The organism is Pseudomonas sp. MIL9, from assembly GCF_016887925.1.
GTDB lineage: Bacteria > Pseudomonadota > Gammaproteobacteria > Pseudomonadales > Pseudomonadaceae > Aquipseudomonas > Aquipseudomonas mohnii.
Genome location: NZ_JAFEHE010000013.1, coordinates 12,203 through 30,128, shown reverse-complemented (window position 1 = coordinate 30,128; position 17,926 = coordinate 12,203). Strand labels below are relative to the sequence as shown.

The following is a 17,926-nucleotide window of genomic DNA, read 5'->3' as shown; positions in this document are numbered from 1 at the left end:
CCCACAGGGGAATGCGATCAACTGTGGGAGCGAGCCTGCTCGCGAAAGTGAGCGCAGCGAACGATTTCAAATTCAATTGAATCTCAAGGCAAACGAATGAAAATCTCCCGTCAGGCCTACGCCGACATGTTCGGCCCCACCGTCGGCGACAAGGTGCGCCTGGCCGACACCGACCTGTGGATCGAAGTGGAAAAAGACTTCACCACCTACGGCGAAGAAGTGAAGTTCGGCGGCGGCAAAGTGATCCGCGATGGCCAGGGCCAGAGCCAGTTGCCCGCCGCCGACGTGGTCGACACCCTGATCACCAACGCGCTGATCATCGACCACTGGGGCATCGTCAAGGCTGACGTCGGCCTCAAGGACGGGCGCATCGCCGCGATCGGCAAGGCCGGCAACCCGGATGTCCAGCCCGATGTCACCATCGCCATTGGCGCCGGCACCGAAGTCATCGCCGGCGAAGGCATGATCCTCACCGCCGGCGGCATCGACACCCACATCCACTTCATCTGCCCGCAGCAGATCGAAGAAGCGCTGATGAGCGGCGTCACCACCATGATCGGCGGCGGCACCGGCCCGGCCACCGGCACCAATGCCACCACTTGCACATCCGGCCCATGGCATCTGGCGCGGATGCTTCAAGCCGCCGATGCCTTCCCGATGAACATCGGCCTGACCGGCAAAGGCAACGCCAGCCTGCCGGGGCCGTTGATCGAACAGGTCATGGCGGGTGCCATCGGCCTCAAACTCCACGAGGACTGGGGCACCACGCCCGCGAGCATCGACAACTGCCTGAACGTCGCCGACCAGTACGATGTGCAGGTGGCGATCCACACCGACACCCTCAACGAATCCGGCTTCGTCGAAACCACCCTCGCCGCCTTCAAGGGCCGCACCATCCACACCTACCACACCGAAGGCGCGGGCGGTGGTCATGCCCCGGACATCATCAAGGCCTGCGGTTTCGCCAACGTGCTGCCGAGTTCCACCAACCCGACCCGGCCGTTCACCCGCAACACCATCGACGAACACCTCGACATGCTGATGGTCTGCCATCACCTGGACCCGAGCATTGCCGAAGACGTGGCCTTCGCTGAAAGCCGAATCCGCCGCGAGACGATTGCCGCCGAAGACATCCTCCACGACCTCGGCGCGTTCTCGATGATCAGCTCCGACAGCCAGGCCATGGGCCGGGTTGGCGAAGTCATTACCCGCACCTGGCAAACCGCCGACAAGATGAAAAAGCAGCGCGGCCCGCTGCCCGGCGACGGTGAAGGCAACGATAACTTCCGCGCCAAACGCTACATCGCCAAGTACACCATCAACCCGGCGATCACCCACGGCATCAGCCATGAAGTGGGCTCGGTGGAAGTCGGCAAATGGGCCGACCTGGTGCTCTGGCGCCCGGCGTTCTTCGGGGTCAAACCGACGCTGATCCTCAAGGGTGGCGCCATCGCCGCCAGCCTGATGGGTGATGCCAACGCTTCGATTCCGACGCCGCAACCGGTGCACTACCGCCCGATGTTCGCAAGCTACGGCGGCTCGTTGCACGCCACCAGCATGACCTTCATCAGCCAGGCCGCACAGGAGGCCGGCCTGCCCGAAGCCCTGGGCCTGAAGAAGAAAATCGCCGTGGTCAAAGGCTGTCGCGAAGTGCAGAAAACCGACCTGATCCACAACGACTACCTGCCGAACATCGACGTCGACCCGCAGACCTATCAGGTCAAGGCCGACGGCGTGTTGTTGTGGTGTGAACCGGCGGATGTGTTGCCGATGGCGCAGCGGTATTTCCTGTTCTGAGTGCGAGCCGCTCGTCCAAAGAAAAACCCGATGGAGGGCGACCGCCATCGGGTTTGCTTTTTCTGCCGTACGGGTCAGCTGGTCCTCGCAAGAGTGAGGCCGCAACCCGTTCGCTGCTAAACGATAGGGACGCAGCTGCGCGCAGGTTAGCAGACCGATGAGCCAAGAAATCGGCGCGCCGAAGCGCCCTGCGCACAGCCGCCATCAAGTGCAGGGATGGGATACCTGACTGACAGAGACGTGTGCGTCTTGACATCAACGGGCTGCTAAACCCGACCACTGATGGGCAGTGGCCGCAAAACAATAGAGACCCGCACCAAGGCGCACAAGCCGGCGGTTTCTGGCGCAACTGTAGGCAACGGCACAAGCTTTTGTAGCCTGAATGAAGTCATGCTGACAGCGCTTAAACAAACCCATCGAGCACCGTTTAACCGGCGAAAAGGAAACGTTTAGAAACGATGAAAAACCTTGAAAAATCGAGGACGCGTCTGACGCTTTTTTAGGGTTGGCCGTCGGAAGTCAGGGGGGTAGCGTGGCACCTCCAGACCTACCACGGAGACTCACCATGCCCAACGTCACCGACACACCCGCTGGATCAGAACCTCAAAGCACCGATGCGCACCTCTGCACGCCGTCAAGAAAGCTCCACCCCGCCGTCGACCGCGCACTGGACTATTACCTCAAACCCAACGTCCCGGTGACGGCCGCCACGCGTACGGCCCGGACCATTTTTGTCGTTGCACCTGATGTCGACAACGAAACCCTGTTGGCCCATGCCTGTGAGTCATTGGCGTCGGCGAGCGTGATGGCGAGCGAGTTTGCCGGGATGCTGGACGGTGCGAACCGCAACGCCATGCTGGCGCTTCAGCAGGTGATCATGCTCAGTGAGCTGGCGGTGAACCGGGTCCTGGACAATCGCGCGTGAATACAAAAAACCTGTGGCGAGCACGCTCGCTCGCCACAGGTTACTGATTGTTGTCGGGTTCGCGGTTATTGAGCGGATGGAAGCTCAAGCCGCGGTAACCGGGCACGCTTGATCGCTTGTCGAGTGATCGATTTCAGCGTTTGCCGGATCTGCCCGTCGATGTCGGTCAATGCCTGGGTGTAGTCCTCATCACTCATGACCTGCCCTTCGCTGAAGGCGTTTTCGTCGCGGTTCAACTCGCGGCAAAGCGCCTTGATCTCCACGTCCATATCCGCCCTGGCGGCCGGTTCCACCGTCTCGGACCGACGCTGCAACGCATCCTGCAACTCCGTGGTCGCGTCGATCTGTCGCTTCAAACTGTCCAGTTCTTTAGCGTTGGAAGACTCCAGCCAGGTTTTCCACAAGGGCTGTTCAAGGATTCGATCCGTGAGCAAATCGCCCTCCTCCAGCGCCACGATTCGCCGGAACGCCGCGTCGATCATCTCCTTGGTCACCCCGGCGATCTTGCGAAACTGCATGCCCCGGGCCTGCCATGGCAGGTTCAGGCGCTCAGCCAGATCGGTCATGTACGCCAGGTGAACCTCCACTTCATCAATGGTGCCGATGACATTGCCCTGCCCGTCGAGTCGCCGGAACCGCTCCCCTGCCGCCAATCGTGACGCGACCCGTTGACGGGCGATGGCGCCCAGTTCATCGAGCCTGGATTTGCCCTGGGCCAGCTCCAGCAGCCGAGTCTCGATCAGGTCCGCGCTGGCGAGGGCGTGGGCCTCATGAATCAGCACCTGCAGGCCCATGGCGTTGAACAGTTGCGTGCCGCCATCTACACAGGCGGTGGGCGTTGCGGCCTCGTTGAACAGTTTGATCCGCAGTTCGCTGTCTTTGGCCATGGCCTCGAGCATGCGCCAGACCTTGGCGGTCAGGTCCGTCTTATAGGCGTCGCCCGCCGTGAAGTCGGCCGATTGGGTGAGTTTGCGGATTTCATTGAAGAACGGCACCGAGTCGAACTCATCCTCGACCTCGTTCCAGATTTCCTGCTTCTGCTGCCACTGCCGCTCGGTCATGCCTGCCGCCCAGTCGGCGCTGTCCAGCGTGCCGCGTGGCGGGTACGGCCGGTCCGGGTCCATGCCGACCGATTCAATATAGGACCTGAGGGTGTCGAGGTTCTCTGGCGAAATCCAGCGCGGCTCACGGCTGATCACCGTGCGCGCCAACAACTCGGCACGAAACGACCCCGGTGCGACCTCAGGAATGAGGGTGATCGGGTTGCGTCGCAGATCGAGGTAAATACTGCGCGGCCGCGACTGGGAAAACAGCCCGACAGGCCAAGTGTCCAGGCCCGTTTCGTCGAGCAAAATCACCTGCAACTGCGGCATCCGGCTGATGTTCGGCACGAGCTTCAAGGGGTTGCCACGCAAGCCCAGCGAGCGCAGATGAACCCGATTTTTCAGGCGATCCACTGCCGATGCATCCAGCTCTATGCGATTGTCATTGAGGGACAGGTCACTCAGATGACTCATCTCACCGATCGCCTCGGGAAGGGCGGTCAGCAGGTTGTCTTGCAGGTTGAGATAACGCACCTGGCGAAACGAGGCGAGAAAGGTCATGTGCTCGTTGCGCAATTCGCCGCTGCGCAGACTCAGGCTGGTGACATGATCGAAGTTGGCCTCCAGTTTCGGTAGCGTCTCGAGGAGCCGAGGAAGCAAAGGCAGGTCGTCCAGATTCAGCCATTGCGTATGCACGGCACCCGCCACTTGCACGCCCTCGGACCCGGTTCGCTGCCAGCACTGCCTTATGGCTTTGTAGAGGCGGTCGCGCGCGCGCCACTCGGCAATCCCTGACGGCGTGAAACGAAAAGACCGGGTCGGTAAGTTCATCCAGTTTTGCATCGTGCGATTCAACTGATTGAACTCGGCCTCCAACGCGGTCAGTCGTTCATGGGCCGAACCACCGTTCTGATTGAACTTGCTGAGCATTGTTTCGACTTCTTCAGTGCTAAAGCCCGGATACAGCGAGCGAGCCCGCCGCCGCAGTCCCATGCCTCGCGGGACCTGCGCATAACCTGGCATGCCGCCGCGCAAGCGCATGACGCTGGGGTCGTAGGACGGTTTGAGCACGGGGTTTTCCCGCAGCACAGGCTCGAACAACGATCGATCCCGTGGTGTTGTCTTTATCGCTTGCTCAAGCCCGGCGGCATCATGGATTTCAAAACCCAGGTCGATGCGCTGTGGGTCGGGTAATGCGTGCAGTACGGCGGCATAGAGCGTGTCCGCACCGTGCAGGTGTTGATCGAGCGCGTCCCGAGCTTCATAGCGGCCATCATCGCCCCGGATCAGCACCTTGCGGATCGGCGCGTCCTGCGGGCCAAGGCTGTCGTGCAGCGAGCCCGAAAATGAATAGTCGCGAATTTCCAGACGCAGGTCCGCAGGCCAGCCAGGCAGGGCTGCCAGAGAGTGCAGCTCCAGACGCTCAGTGTCCGTGGTGTGCAGTTCGCCGAGGTACAGGCCTTCATAGGCTCGTGCCACTCGCAGCTGGTGCGCCGCTTCCCCGGCCTGCTGGGAAAGCCTCAAGGGCACGCGTTTTTTCTCGGCCAGATGTTGCAGGTCCGAGGGGTGTGCGTGATCCACCAGCGCTTGCGCCACGCTGGTCGACAACGACGACTCGTGCCCCTTGAGCAAGCTCACACGGGAATCGTCCGTACGCTCGCGGCGCTCGTACAGTTTGTCGAACAAACGCCTTTTACTGCTCCGCGCCTGATCGGCCAGGCGATCGCGCAAGGCCTTGACGCGCGCCTTTGAATCCCCCGCATACCACTGCCCCAGCATTTCGCGAAGGGCCTGTTCATCCAGGAACCCGACCACGCGTTTCGGCAGCGCACCGGCCAGCAAATCCTGCCAGGTTATCTGCAAGGTGTCGGCCGGCAACGCCTCGGCATAGCCCTCCTTGATCGCCGCCCCCGACAGGCCCGGCCCCTCGAACACTTCGATGGCTTTGCCCTCGGGCCAGCCCGGCAGTTCGGTCATGAAGCGCACGACATAATCAGCCCACTCCTGGCCGATCCGACCGTCCAGTATCAGGTCTGCACAGGCTTCGGCATCGGCGTAGGCCTTGAAGCGCTTGAAGGTATCGGTCAGCAGCGCGGGCAGGGTTTCGTGTTCCACGTGCAGCCGGCGCAATGCATTTTCGTGAACGCCACTGACGGTCAGAACCTGCTCCAGGGTTTCATCCGTGAGCCCATCCACCGGGGCGCCCAAGCGTTGCAGTAATTGGCGCCGATCCCACTCCAGCGGTTGATCGAGTTCGGTCTTCCACAGGCCGGCATCGTTGTGCGCCAGCAAGGGCTGATAGGCGTCGGCACGGGTGGGGTGTTGCAGGCGATGCTGGCCGGTACTGGGGTCCTGTTTGACTTCGTAGTATTTGTCGTCGAGGCGCAGCAGGTCTTGCTCCTGATGCCGGTACAAGCCTTTTTCACCGACGACACCCTCCTTGGGCAGGGTCACCGATTGCTCATACGGCGTCAGGTCCGGGTTCCATAAACGCGGCTTGCCAGCGACCTCCACAGGCTTGAGCCCTTCGACGAAGGGCGAGACCTTGATCGGCGTCAGCTGGCCGGTTGGCAATGCATGACCGGCGCCCATCAGCGCCAACTGCGCAAAGTTGATCAGTACGCCATTGAAGTAGGCCGAGGCCTCTTCCTTGTCGCCTTTGCTCCAGTCTTCGATACCTTCGGCCACCTCGGCGAGCATCTGCGCAATCATGATGCCCAGCATCGCCTCGCCCAGGCCGGGCACCAGCATGGCGGCGAAATTGAACAGGTTCCAGCCGATGTCCAGGTAACTGGTCAGGCGCTTGAAGCGGGCGTTGGCGTCTTCGTCGTCGGTCGGCACCGCGATGCGTCGGGCATCGGCGATGGCCTTGTCGCGGCGCTCAATGAACAGTGTCGCCCACAGATCGCCGGTGATCTGATTGGTAATGGGTTCTGCATCGGGATTCTCGACCGCCGTTTCACGCCACCACGGCCCCATGTCCAGCGGTTCGCGTTGCTGCCAGGTCACCGTCTTGAGGCGTTCGTTGACCCGGCTGAAAAACACTCCCTTGTCCTTTTGCGCCACGAACCGGCTGAAAAACGCCTGGTATTGCGTGTCGCGCAGCTGCCCGAGCAAGGTTTTCATGAATGCGGTCAGCGACGGGTATTCCTTGAGCGGATGTTCCGGATCATCCGGCACATAGGCGATCACAGGGCCGGACAAACGGCTCTGATGGTAGATGTCGTCGCGGCGCAAAAGCTCATCGTTGAGGCCCTGGGGGCCGTTGGCGAAAAACGCCTGCAGCAGTTTGAACCGCTCGTACTCCGCGCCGGGCAATACCGGGATGCGCTGCGACCACTCGCTCCAGAATTTCACCCATTCGGGGGTCAAGGCATCAATCGCCTGCTTGACCTTCGACGGATCGCTGACGGCACTGAACAGCACGATGCCGGTCAACCGAAAGCCCATCAGCGACAATCGGTGGCAGTGCAATGGCCGGTCGTACAGCGTGGTATTGGCCTCGCTCTGGCGTATTTGCATGAGCTTGCCATAGGCATGGTCGCTGATATCGCCCTTCAAGCGGGCGACCAGTGACGCCACCTGAAAAGTGGCTTTTTCACTGGCCACCGATGCGTCCTGCAAGGCGCGCCGGGCCTCGGCGGTCGCCGGCAGCAGGATGGATTTGATATGTCGCTGGTACTGTCCGCCGATGTCGAGGTTGCGGCACATCGATGCAAACCGGGGCAAGGAAATCGCGGACTCAAGCGCAAGTACGCCGCGCTCGTCCTTGCGATAGAGGCCGGAGCTGGTGCGCCAGGCGTCTTCAGCGGTTTCTGATTCCTCGAAATTGTGCAGCGCCGCTTCCAGTAGCGTGGACTGCCGAACGCGAGTGGCCCCGGTGTCGATGACAAAGGCAATTTTGTCGGCAACTTCAAGTTGCACGTTCAAGGCGTCGATGTTCTTCACGCCATTGAAGTTCGCCTGCATCGACGCACTGAGCAGAGGTTCGGCGAAGGCCTGGATGTCGTGCTGCAAATCGCCCAGGGTCTTGTCCAGTACGCCTTGCAGGCACCCCTGCTCTTCGATCAATTGCTTGAGGTATTGGCGGTCTGTTTCCCGTGCAGCGCTGTACCACTGGGGGGGCTCCGGCCTCAGTGTTTCAAGGCTTTTCAATCTCGACATCGACGCCTGTTTGATCGCGCCAGGTATCACGTCGAGTACACGACCGTAATGCACACCCTTGTTTTCGGCGGGCGTTGCCCGCGAGTTGCTTCCATGCAAATCAGACACTGTTCAATCACCTTGATGACAGGATAGGAATCAACAGCTTATTGATCCTCCCTCGAAAAAAAAGACCAAATAACTGTTGGGCCAAGGCGCTGAAATGGCCTGCACGCTTCGAAAATCAAGGAGCCTTCAATAGGTATGTACCGCCACAAAAGTGGCCGGCCATGCCACTGAATGAGCGGTCGTGTATTTCTCGCCAAAGGGGCTACTATTCGAGTCGATCTTCCATGTTTCATGCTCAGGTACCTGCCATGCGTCTATCCGAATTCATCGTGTTACATGTCGATCGCATCGTCGATGAATGGGAGCTGTTCGCCGAAACCATCACCCCTGCCGCCGAGCTCATGGACAGTGCCGCGTTACGCGATCATGCAAAGGCGATCCTGCTGGCCGCCGCGCGGGACATGACCAAGCCTCAAACGCCCGGTGAACAAGCGGCCAAGGCCAAGGGCGAAGGCCCGGAAAAAACCCCGAGCCTGGACCAGGCCGGCGCCAGCCACGGCGAGTTGCGTCACAACGTCGGTTTCGACCTGGTGCAGATGACCAGCGAATTTCGCCATTTGCGCGCCTGTGTGATCCGCCTGTGGGTCGCCAGCCTCGTGTCCCCCGACATGGCCTACTTCCAGGACATGATCCGTTTCAACGAAGCCATCGACGAAGCCCTGGCCGAGTCCACCGCCGCTTATGCCGAGCAGGTCAATCGTTCACGGGACCTCTTTCTGGCGATCCTCGGCCACGACCTGCGCGCGCCGCTGCAAGCGGTGAGCATGTCCACTGAATTGCTGTTGCGCAAAACCGCACTCGAGGGCGATGCCCTGGCCTGCGTGACCCACATCCAGCGTGGCACGCGCCATATGACGGTGATGGTCAGCGATTTGCTGGAACTGGTGCGCAGCCGCCTGGGCCGGAGCCTGCCGATCGAACCCGCCCCCATGGACATGGCCGAAGCGGCGCATGCGGTGATTGCCGAGGCCTGTGCGGGCAATCCGGAGTCTGATCCGACCCTGGAAGTACTGGGCGACGTTCGTGGTAACTGGGATCCGGGGCGCATCGCTCAGTTGTTGCAGAATCTGATCGGCAACGCCTTGCAGCATGGCTCGAACAAACGCGACGTGACGGTGACCCTCAAGGGCGAGCCGGACGCCGTTTGTCTAACGGTGCACAATCACGGATCGCCTATTTCCGAAGACGCCATCGCCACCATCTTCGACCCGCTGGTGCGCAGCGCCGACGAACAACTGGGTCAGCCTTCAACCAGCCTGGGATTGGGGTTGTTTATCGTCAAGGAGGTGGTTAACGCTCACCAGGGGACGATTGAAGTCAGCTCGAATGAAGAGGACGGCACGCGATTTACGGTGGTATTGCCCAGAAAGCTTTAAAGCCGTTGTGACCGGTGGACTTTTTGTGGCGAGGGACCAAGCGCCCCCGCCACAGATTCGGTGTTCCGATTACTCCACCACCAACCGCCCCAACCGCTGCCGCAACATCCGGTTCTCCGCCCGCAGTTGCTGCACCTCTTCGAGCAGGTCCAGCGCCAGGGCGACGCCTTCCCATTCCAGTTCCAGATCGCGCCGCAGCTTGGCGGCGCGCTTGGCCAGAGTCAGTTCGTAATCGGTGAAGCGCCAATCCTTCGGCGTGCCCCCTTGGGGTTCGAGGATGCCGTGTTCGACGATTTCGATCACGTAGACGTCCGACAGGTCGGTCGCCTCACAGAATTCGGCCAGGTCCAGTTGAACGATCAGAGGGCTGCTCATTACGGGCTACTCCGGGTCTTGGATCAGAAATTTTCTCTCGGGTCGAACGCGGCTTTTTTCGCCAGTTCCTGCCACAGGGCCTTGATCTCATCGTCCGATTTTTTCGGCATGACGGCCTTCAGTTGCACGAACAGGTAACCACGCTCGCCGGCCTTGCTCTGCAGGCCATGGCCCTTGGCGCGCATGCGCTGGCCGTTCTGGCTGCCGGCCGGCACCTTGAGGTTGATCTTGCCGGTCAGGGTCGGCACGGCCACTTCGGTGCCCAGGGCCAATTCCCACGGGGCCAACGGCAGCGTGATGATCAGGTTTTCGCCTTCGACATCGAATTTCGGGTGCGGCGCGAAACGGATGGTCAGGTACAGGTCGCCATTGGCGCCGCCACCGACACCCGGCGCGCCCTGGCCCTTGAGGCGAATGCGCTCGCCGTCGGTCACGCCGGCGGGGATCTTCACGTTCAGACTTTTAGTGGTATTGCTGACGTGCTGGCCGGCGGCGTTGTACTGCGGCACCTGGAAGGTGACCTTCTTCGATTCGTTCGAGAGGGTTTCCTCCAGGAAAATCGCCAGTTCCATTTCCACGTCCTGTCCTCGACGCCCGCTGCTGCGACGCGACTCTGCCCCCCCAAAGCCGGGGCCACGGTTACCGAAGATCGAACTGAAGAAGTCCGAAAAATCGCCAGTGTCCTGACCGCCGCCACCGAAACCGCCACGGCTTTGCCAGCCTGGCGGCCCCTGGAACGGTTGACCATGCTGGCCATAGCGGCGCAAGTCGTCGTATTCGGCGCGTTTGTCGGCGCTTTTCAACGCTTCATAGGCCTCGGAGGCATCCTTGAACTTGGCCTCGGCGTCCTTTTCCTTGCTGACGTCGGGGTGGTATTTGCGCGCCAGCTTGCGATAGGCAGCCTTGATCGCCTTGTCGTCTGCGGTCGGCTCCACACCGAGAATCTTGTAATAGTCTTTGAAGTCCATCGTGGGAATCACCATCCGTTATCGAAATCGCGCCACCTGACACAGCATGCGCCTTATTTGCCGCACAGAGTTTGACCGATCTCAAGTTTGTGACCGGGCAGCGCTTCATAAGTTTATCGGCAGCCGGCGGGACTTCTTGCGATTGCCCTGCGGCTGTCCGGTTGATGCAGGGTAGTTTGGGGGTGATCGCGCGTCTTTCAAGCGGTTGATCGGCAGATTTAGCGGATGGTCGGCCTTCGATTCTGTGCCGCACTGACATACACTGCGCGGCCGTTTTTTAACCGGAACTTGAAAGACATGAAAAACGCATCTCCAGCTCGTGCCTGCGGTATCGACTTTGGCACGTCCAACTCCACCGTCGGCTGGCTTCGCCCTGGCATGGAAACGCTGATCGCGCTGGAGGACGACAAGATCACCCTGCCTTCGGTGGTCTTCTTCAACATGGAAGAACGCCGCCCGGTGTACGGTCGGCTGGCGCTGCACGAGTACCTGGAAGGCTACGAGGGGCGCCTGATGCGCTCGCTCAAGAGCCTGCTGGGTTCCAAGCTGATCAAGCACGACACCAGCGTGCTGGGCACGGCGATGCCGTTCAAGGACCTGCTCGGGCTGTTCATCGGGCAGCTGAAGAAGCGTGCCGAGGCTGCCGCTGGTCGGGAATTCGAAGAAGTCGTGCTGGGTCGCCCGGTGTTCTTTGTCGATGACGATGAAATGGCCGACCAGGAAGCGGAAAACACCCTGGTGGACGTGGCCCGCGCCATCGGCTTCAAAGACGTGTCCTTCCAGTACGAACCGATCGCTGCAGCATTCGACTATGAGTCGACCATCGAAAAAGAAGAGTTGGTGCTGATTGTCGACATCGGCGGTGGTACTTCGGACTTCTCCCTGGTGCGTCTGTCCCCGGAACGTCGCAACCACGACAACCGTCACGACGACATCCTGGCCACCGGTGGCGTGCACATCGGCGGGACCGACTTCGACAAGCAGCTGAGCCTGCAGGGCCTGATGCCTCTGTTCGGCTACGGCAGCCGGATGAAAAGCGGCGCCTACATGCCCACCAGCCACCACATGAACCTGGCGACCTGGCACACCATCAACTCGGTGTACTCGCAAAAGTCGACCCTGGCGCTGGGCAGCATGCGTTATGACATCGAAGACACCGGTGGCATCGATCGCCTGTTCAAGTTGATCGAACAACGTGCCGGACACTGGCTGGCCATGGAAGTGGAAGAAACCAAGATCCAGCTGACCCATGCCGACAGCCGCCACGTAGCCCTGGACCGCATCGAACCGGGCCTGAGCGTGGAATTGAGCCGTGCACTGTTCGAGTCAGCCATCGAGAACCTGCTCGAGCGCGTGCGCGACAGCGTGACCCGGTTGCTGGCGGACGCCGATGTGCGGGTCGATCAGGTGGACACCGTGTTCTTCACCGGTGGTTCGAGCGGAATTCCGGCCCTGCGCAACAGCGTTTCGGCGATGCTGCCGAATGCGCGGCACGTGGAAGGGAACATCTTTGGCAGCATCGGCAGCGGTCTGGCGATCGAGGCTGCAAAACGCTACGGCCCGATGGGCTGATCCGACACCGAGTCGCCTCCATCGCTGGCAAGCCAGCTCCCACAGGTACAGCGCCGTTCTCGCGGCTACGCCATATCTGTGGGAGCTGGCTTGCCAGCGATGACGTCAGATCAGGCAATACATTTCCCGATCAAACCATCCCCACCTGCTTCAGCTCGCTCTTCAGATACGCGTAATAAATCGGCCCTGCCACCACCCCCGGCAGGCCGAACGCGGCCTCGAACACCAGCATCGCCAACAGCAACTCCCACGACTTGGCACTGATCTGCCCGCCGACGATGCGCGCGTTGAGGAAGTATTCGAGCTTGTGGATAAAGATCAGATAACCCAGCGCCGCCACGGCCACCCAGATCGACAGCGACAAGCCGACGATGGTGATCAGGGTGTTTGACATCAGGTTGCCGATCACCGGCAACAGTCCCAGCAGGAAGGTCAGCACGATCAGGGTTTTGGTCAGCGGCAGCTTGATGCCGAACAGCGGCAGGATCACCGCCAGAAAAATCCCGGTAAAGAATGTATTGAGCAGGGAAATCTTGATCTGCGCGAACACGATGTTGCGGAACGCCTGGACCAGCAGGTGCAGGCGATCAAACAGCGCCGCAGCCAATGGCTTGCGCTTGGTCAGATCCGGAACGCGCTGCAAGGCAATGATCGCGCCCAGCACCATTCCGATCAGCAGCGTCACAAACATGTGCGCAGCGTCTTTGCCCACCAGTTGCAAGTCGCTGAGGTGCTTGCTCATCCACTCGCCAATGGCCACGCGAAACTCGGCGGCGCTGGCCGGCAGGTAAGCGTCGATGAACGGCGGCAGCTGTCCGCGAGCGCGGTCGACCACGTGCATGAATTTGTCGAGGGAAGCGCCTGGGTTTTCCGCCTCGTGCAGCAGAAAACTGATGGCGCCGGCGAAGATCAGCGTCAGCACACTGACCACTAATGTCCCCAGCAACGCCACGGCCAGCCAGCGCGCGCGCCGCCCTTCGATCAGCCGCTGCAGCTGCGGGGTGAGCATGTTGACCAGTTCAAACACCAGCAACCCGGCCAGCAGGCTGGGCAGCAACCGCAGCGGAATCACCAGCAGCAGCCCGCCGAAAATGATGACCCAGCTGATGACCAGCAACACTTGACGCTGAGAAAACGTTGGCATACAGCCTCAAAACGAACGGCGTAAAAGGATGGGCAGTCTGCCAGCGATCCGGTGGCAGCACTAGAGATTGTGTGGGACGGCCTTGGTCGGGAAGTTCTGGCTTTTTTTGCAGAGCCTTGACCGGCCCCATCGCGAGCGGGCTCGCTCCCACATTTTGTCCTGTGTGCTCAGTTCCATTGTGGGAGCGAGCCTGCTCGCGAAGAGGCCCTCATCGCCCCCACACTGTCAGCTGAATGTTTATTTTTTCTTCAGGCAATCACTCATGAACGCCTTGCGCGCGTCACCCTTGAGGGCTTTGGCGGTGGCGTCGGCGTCGGCGTTGCAGGTTTTCATCTTCTCTTGCTGAGGGGTCAGGGCTTTGCCGGCATCGTTGGCCGCTGGCGCGGCTTTCAGACAATTGCTCATGAAGGCTTTGCGCTCATCGCCCTTGAGGTTTTTAGCGGTAGCTTCGGCATTGCAGGTAGTCATCTTGTTCTGTTGCTCAGTGGCAGCGAAGCCCTGGGAACAGAGCAGCAAACCGATTATCAACAACGGGACACGCACTATCTTCATGGAGTTTTCTCCTTGTCGCCGCATCGAACGATGCAGCCTCCCCGAGGAGTGTAGTCAAGCCTTGTTACACCTTCCTCCAGACATAAACGCCCCCTCTCGATGAGTTCGTTAAAACATCTTGTTGCGCCGGTAGTAGTCAGGCGTACACCCGGCCTGGCGCTGGAACATCGCAATGAATGCAGATCCGGTGCTGTACCCCATATCAAAGGCGATTTCCTGAATGCTGCGCTGGCTGTCCAGCGCCTCTATCGCGGACAAAAACCGTAAACGCTGGCGCCATTCACCAAAACTCATTCCCAGCTCGCGGATAAACTGCCGCGCCAGGGTGCGTTCGCTGACATGAATTTGCCCGGCCCAATCCGCCAGTGGCCGGTTATCCCCGGGTTCGGCTTGCAGCGCTTCGAGTATGCTCAGCAGCCCGGGCGTGCTGGCGTAGGGCAAGTAGCACTCATGCACCGGCGCCTGTTGCAACTGGTCTACCAATACCTGGGCCAGGCGTTTGTCGGCCTCCCGCTCGGGGATCTTCACATCCCGGGTCGCGAAGTCCTTGAGGATCGCCTTGAGGATGTCGCTGATGGCCAGCGTGCAACCCTGCTGTGGCAGATCGGCACAGACCGTCGGCGCCAGGCAAACAGCGCGGTAATTGATCGGCTGATGACTATAGAAACTGTGCTCGATTTGCGGCGGCACCCACACCGCATATTGCGGCGGCGACATGAAACGGCTGCCGTCGACGTCCATGTGAAGCACCCCGTGGGCCGCATACTCCAGCGTGCCCCAGGGGTGACGGTGCGGCGCGGCGAATTCATGGGTATCGAAGTCGGCGTAGCGGAAGTAGACCGCTGAAGGCAGTTCGCTGAAATCCAGCAGGTCGATGTGTTTTCGGTTCATGCTGTCCGGAATCAGGGGCGGGTTGTCTGGATCGAAGTATAGGCTTGTATCCAGACAGGGGATAATCACCTTTCATTAACGTTCTGGTTTTTCCCTGATGCAATACGCGTATCCCCTGCTGGCCATCTTTATCTGGGCCGGCAACACCGTGATCACCAAAATGTCGGCCGGGGCGATCTTCCCCGCCGAGATCGGCTTCTACCGCTGGCTGCTGGCCGGACTGCTGTTCACCCCCTTCATGCTCAAACCGGTGATCGCCCATTGGCCGGCGATCCGCCCGAACCTGGGCAAGATCTTTGTCCTCGGCGTGCTCGGCATGGCGGTTTACCAAAGCCTGGCCTACTTCGCCGCGGGCCTGACCTCGGCCACCAACATGGGCATCATCCTGTCGTTGATGCCCTTGATGTCACTGGCCATGGCGATCATCAGCCTCGGCCAGCGCCTGACCATGGGCGCACTGGCCGGTGCGGTGCTGTCGTTTGCCGGGGTGTTGGTGGTGATCTCGTCCGGCAGCCTGGGTGTACTGCTCGAGCATGGTGTGAACCTGGGCGATGGGATGATGCTGATCGCCACCCTGGCCTACGCGATCTACAGCACGCTGCTGAAAAAATGGCAGCTGCGCTTGCCGCCCTTGGTGTTGCTGTACTTGCAGGTACTGGTCGCGGTGGTGGTGCTGTTTCCACTGTTTCTCGCCTCACCGAAAGTCGGACCGACTTTGCAGAACATTCCGCTGGTGCTGTATGCCTGCCTGCTGGCCTCGATGGTCGCCCCCCTGGCGTGGATGCAGGCCGTGGTGCGCCTGGGACCGAGCCGGACCACGTTGTTTTTCAATTTGCTGCCGTTGATCACCGCGCTGATTGCGGCGGTGGTACTGCATGAGCAGTTGGCGCTGTATCACCTGGTGGGCGGATTGTTGACCTTGGGCGGGGTGATTCTGTCCGAGCGGTGGACCACGGTGTTGGGCCGCAAGACAAGCGTTGCCTGACCTGGCCTCATCGCGGGCAAACCACGCTCCCACAGGGATCGCGCCATGTGGCCCGCAATGAACAAGAACGCGGTCTAAAGGCCTGCCGCGTTCAGCCGGGCCGCATGTTCGACAAACAGCCGGATCGGCTCGGCCTCCTTGCCCACCCACCCCCAGGGCTGATTGACGATGTCGAAATGGTTCAGCGGAAACTCATCGCCAATCACCCTTCCAAGGTGCGAGCTGTAGCGCCCGACCATCCCGTCGCAATACCCGGATTCGCGAACGAAGGTTTTGGCGAACAACCGGCAACTGCGATGGGTGCCATCAAGCGGATTGCGTCCCCGGTCGGTCTTGCCCGGTTGCAAGGTCCCGGACCAGGAGTAATAACGCACGCCGTTGACCTCTTCCGGTCCGTGCCCGCCCCAACACTCGGGCAGGCCTTGTGGATAACGTTGATTGAACAACGCCACGCCTGCGCTGGTGAGTGAATGATGGGACGCATGGATATCCACCGGCAGCTTAGGCCCGCGATAGCCGGTTTCGAGCAGGCTCATCAGCGCCGCGATCCACCGTAGCAGGCTACTCAGCATCCGCCCTCTGACGCTGTCATGGGGATAGTGTTCGTGCAGGTAGTCCGCCAGCTCCGAGCCGTGATTCGGCCCGGCCACCGACGTCACTGACGCCACCCGGTCGGGGCGTTTGGCGGCGGCGTATCGGGCGGTCAGCGAGCCCTGGCTATGACCGATCAGGTTGACCTTCTCGGCCCCCGTTTCGCGCAGGATCTCGTCGATCCGCGCCAGGAGTTGCTCGCCGCGCACTTCGCTGGAGTGCAGCGGCGAGACCTGTACCGCAATCACCACCGCCCCACCCTGACGCAGCGCGGAAATGATCCCGTGCCAATAGGGATAAAGCAGCAACCGGACAAACCCGAGCATTCCCGGGACCAGCACCAGCGGGTAGCGCGGGGCAGAATCTTGCGACATGGGCGGACATCCTGATGAACAGTGAGCTGATGCAAGGCGCAAAGTAAAAGACTCGCCTAGCATCGCCAGCAAAGATGACAACTCATACAACAGTTTATGCCATCCAGCCTACTTCAGCCCCAGCACCCCGGCGACGATCAGTCCGACCGACAGCACTTTGATCAGAGTCAGGCTTTCGCCCAACAGTGCAAACCCGAGAAACACTGTGCCCAGTGATCCGATGGCGGTCCAGATCGGGTAGGCGATACTCACCGGCAACTCGCGCATGGCCAGGGTCAGGAAGTAGATTCCGCCCACCGCCGCCACGACGGTCACCAGCGACGGCCAGAGCCGCGTGAAGCCCTCGGCGTATTTCATGCCCATGGCGAAGGTCACTTCAAACCCGGCCGCGATCAGCAGACACACCCAGGCCATCTAAAACGCCCTGACCAGCGCCAGTAGACGCCGTTCAGCCTCGGCGGCGGACACCGCGAAAGTGCGTGCTTCGGACTCTTCCCCTTCGGCGGCGACCACCGTGACGTCGGTGATACCGATGAAACCCAGCACCGTGCGCAGCAAGGTATCGGCATGGTTCATCGAGGCCAACTCGCCGTCCGGACCAAAACCGAACCCGCCGCGACTGGTGATGATCAGCGCCTTTTTGCCCTGCACCAGGGGTTCGTATTGAGCTACGCCGTTGTCCAGCGTGTAATTGAACGTCAGGCCAAGGCGCACGATCTGATCGATCCAGGCTTTCAAGCCGCTGGGCACGCTGAAGTTGTGCATCGGCGTGGAGATCACCAGCACATCGTGGCCCAGCAATTCGCCGACCAGTTCATCGCTGAGTGCCAGGTCCGCCTGCATCGACAACGGTCGCGCTTCGGGCTCGGGGTAAAACGCGGCGGCCACGAAAGCTTCGCTGACCGGAGGAATCAACGCCCGCCCGACTTCGCGGCGGGTCAGGTGCCATTGTGGATTTCGCGCCTGCAAGGCCGATAGAAAAACCTCGGCCAGGCGCCGGGAGTGAGAACGCTCGCCACGGGGACTGGCATGAATCGCAAGAGTTTTACTCATCTGAATAT

At 60.8% G+C, this 17,926-nt stretch carries 14 protein-coding genes; 5 read left to right on the top strand and 9 right to left on the bottom strand.

Annotation, left to right across the window (positions count from 1 at the left end; translation table 11 throughout):
* Positions 1 to 96: 96 nt before the first annotated feature.
* Together ureC and JQF37_RS15725 are read left to right on the top strand one after the other, a co-directional pair.
* Positions 97 to 1,797: an urease subunit alpha gene (gene ureC, locus JQF37_RS15730; protein ID WP_130206348.1), complete on the top strand. Its 1,701-nt coding sequence runs from the start codon at positions 97 to 99 to the stop codon at positions 1,795 to 1,797.
* 565 nt (positions 1,798 to 2,362) lie between these two features.
* Entirely contained in the window at positions 2,363 to 2,722 is a 360-nt protein-coding gene (locus tag JQF37_RS15725; RefSeq protein WP_130206346.1) for a DUF6124 family protein, read from the top strand.
* A 65-nt stretch (positions 2,723 to 2,787) separates the two neighbouring features.
* Here JQF37_RS15725 and JQF37_RS15720 read toward each other — a convergent pair whose 3' ends face one another.
* The gene (locus tag JQF37_RS15720) at positions 2,788 to 8,037 is read right to left on the bottom strand and encodes a DUF6543 domain-containing protein (RefSeq protein WP_130206344.1); all 5,250 of its coding nucleotides are present in this window, start codon (positions 8,035 to 8,037) and stop codon (positions 2,788 to 2,790) included.
* Positions 8,038 to 8,285: 248 nt separating this feature from the next.
* On the opposite strand from JQF37_RS15720, the gene JQF37_RS15715 reads away from it, so the two are divergent.
* The gene (locus tag JQF37_RS15715; RefSeq protein WP_130206342.1) at positions 8,286 to 9,413 is read left to right on the top strand and encodes a HAMP domain-containing sensor histidine kinase; all 1,128 of its coding nucleotides are present in this window, start codon (positions 8,286 to 8,288) and stop codon (positions 9,411 to 9,413) included.
* 69 nt (positions 9,414 to 9,482) lie between these two features.
* Here the strand turns inward: JQF37_RS15715 and JQF37_RS15710 are convergent, their stop codons facing one another.
* Positions 9,483 to 9,788, bottom strand: coding sequence for a chaperone modulator CbpM (locus tag JQF37_RS15710; protein WP_130206340.1), 306 nt, complete (start codon positions 9,786 to 9,788; stop codon positions 9,483 to 9,485).
* Positions 9,789 to 9,811: 23 nt separating this feature from the next.
* Positions 9,812 to 10,756: a DnaJ C-terminal domain-containing protein gene (locus JQF37_RS15705; protein WP_130206338.1), complete on the bottom strand. Its 945-nt coding sequence runs from the start codon at positions 10,754 to 10,756 to the stop codon at positions 9,812 to 9,814.
* Positions 10,757 to 11,053: 297 nt separating this feature from the next.
* On the opposite strand from JQF37_RS15705, the gene JQF37_RS15700 reads away from it, so the two are divergent.
* Complete coding sequence (locus JQF37_RS15700; protein ID WP_130206336.1) at positions 11,054 to 12,328, top strand: Hsp70 family protein; 1,275 nt, start codon at positions 11,054 to 11,056, stop codon at positions 12,326 to 12,328.
* A 130-nt stretch (positions 12,329 to 12,458) separates the two neighbouring features.
* Here the strand turns inward: JQF37_RS15700 and JQF37_RS15695 are convergent, their stop codons facing one another.
* The 3 genes from JQF37_RS15695 to JQF37_RS15685 form a co-directional block, all read right to left on the bottom strand.
* Positions 12,459 to 13,472 (bottom strand): AI-2E family transporter, encoded by a 1,014-nt coding sequence (locus tag JQF37_RS15695; RefSeq protein WP_047536867.1) that lies wholly within the window; start codon positions 13,470 to 13,472, stop codon positions 12,459 to 12,461.
* A 237-nt stretch (positions 13,473 to 13,709) separates the two neighbouring features.
* Positions 13,710 to 14,024: a PsiF family protein gene (locus JQF37_RS15690; RefSeq protein WP_130206334.1), complete on the bottom strand. Its 315-nt coding sequence runs from the start codon at positions 14,022 to 14,024 to the stop codon at positions 13,710 to 13,712.
* Positions 14,025 to 14,132: 108 nt separating this feature from the next.
* Positions 14,133 to 14,915 carry a helix-turn-helix transcriptional regulator gene (locus tag JQF37_RS15685; RefSeq protein ID WP_130206332.1) on the bottom strand — a complete coding sequence of 261 codons (783 nt, stop codon included), beginning with the start codon at positions 14,913 to 14,915 and terminating at the stop codon, positions 14,133 to 14,135.
* A gap of 97 nt (positions 14,916 to 15,012) precedes the next feature.
* On the opposite strand from JQF37_RS15685, the gene JQF37_RS15680 reads away from it, so the two are divergent.
* Complete coding sequence (locus tag JQF37_RS15680) at positions 15,013 to 15,900, top strand: DMT family transporter (RefSeq protein ID WP_130206330.1); 888 nt, start codon at positions 15,013 to 15,015, stop codon at positions 15,898 to 15,900.
* A 74-nt stretch (positions 15,901 to 15,974) separates the two neighbouring features.
* Here the strand turns inward: JQF37_RS15680 and JQF37_RS15675 are convergent, their stop codons facing one another.
* The 3 genes from JQF37_RS15675 to JQF37_RS15665 form a co-directional block, all read right to left on the bottom strand.
* The gene (locus tag JQF37_RS15675) at positions 15,975 to 16,865 is read right to left on the bottom strand and encodes a triacylglycerol lipase (protein WP_130206328.1); all 891 of its coding nucleotides are present in this window, start codon (positions 16,863 to 16,865) and stop codon (positions 15,975 to 15,977) included.
* Positions 16,866 to 16,973: 108 nt separating this feature from the next.
* Positions 16,974 to 17,279: a multidrug efflux SMR transporter gene (locus JQF37_RS15670; RefSeq protein ID WP_130206326.1), complete on the bottom strand. Its 306-nt coding sequence runs from the start codon at positions 17,277 to 17,279 to the stop codon at positions 16,974 to 16,976.
* On the bottom strand, positions 17,280 to 17,918 hold the full coding sequence (locus tag JQF37_RS15665; RefSeq protein ID WP_130206324.1) for an NAD(P)H-dependent oxidoreductase: 639 nt from the start codon (positions 17,916 to 17,918) through the stop codon (positions 17,280 to 17,282).
* Between the last annotated feature and the right edge of the window lie 8 nt (positions 17,919 to 17,926).

What these genes read in the sequence shown, in the direction of transcription:
- ureC (WP_130206348.1), top strand. Translation starts at nt 97, where the DNA reads ATGAAAATCTCCCGTCAGGCCTACGCCGACATGTTCGGCCCCACCGTC.
- JQF37_RS15725 (WP_130206346.1), top strand. Translation starts at nt 2,363, where the DNA reads ATGCCCAACGTCACCGACACACCCGCTGGATCAGAACCTCAAAGCACC.
- JQF37_RS15715 (WP_130206342.1), top strand. Translation starts at nt 8,286, where the DNA reads ATGCGTCTATCCGAATTCATCGTGTTACATGTCGATCGCATCGTCGAT.
- JQF37_RS15710 (WP_130206340.1), bottom strand. Translation starts at nt 9,788, where the DNA reads ATGAGCAGCCCTCTGATCGTTCAACTGGACCTGGCCGAATTCTGTGAG.
- JQF37_RS15705 (WP_130206338.1), bottom strand. Translation starts at nt 10,756, where the DNA reads ATGGACTTCAAAGACTATTACAAGATTCTCGGTGTGGAGCCGACCGCA.
- JQF37_RS15700 (WP_130206336.1), top strand. Translation starts at nt 11,054, where the DNA reads ATGAAAAACGCATCTCCAGCTCGTGCCTGCGGTATCGACTTTGGCACG.
- JQF37_RS15695 (WP_047536867.1), bottom strand. Translation starts at nt 13,472, where the DNA reads ATGCCAACGTTTTCTCAGCGTCAAGTGTTGCTGGTCATCAGCTGGGTC.
- JQF37_RS15690 (WP_130206334.1), bottom strand. Translation starts at nt 14,024, where the DNA reads ATGAAGATAGTGCGTGTCCCGTTGTTGATAATCGGTTTGCTGCTCTGT.
- JQF37_RS15685 (WP_130206332.1), bottom strand. Translation starts at nt 14,915, where the DNA reads ATGAACCGAAAACACATCGACCTGCTGGATTTCAGCGAACTGCCTTCA.
- JQF37_RS15680 (WP_130206330.1), top strand. Translation starts at nt 15,013, where the DNA reads ATGCAATACGCGTATCCCCTGCTGGCCATCTTTATCTGGGCCGGCAAC.
- JQF37_RS15675 (WP_130206328.1), bottom strand. Translation starts at nt 16,865, where the DNA reads ATGTCGCAAGATTCTGCCCCGCGCTACCCGCTGGTGCTGGTCCCGGGA.
- JQF37_RS15670 (WP_130206326.1), bottom strand. Translation starts at nt 17,279, where the DNA reads ATGGCCTGGGTGTGTCTGCTGATCGCGGCCGGGTTTGAAGTGACCTTC.
- JQF37_RS15665 (WP_130206324.1), bottom strand. Translation starts at nt 17,918, where the DNA reads ATGAGTAAAACTCTTGCGATTCATGCCAGTCCCCGTGGCGAGCGTTCT.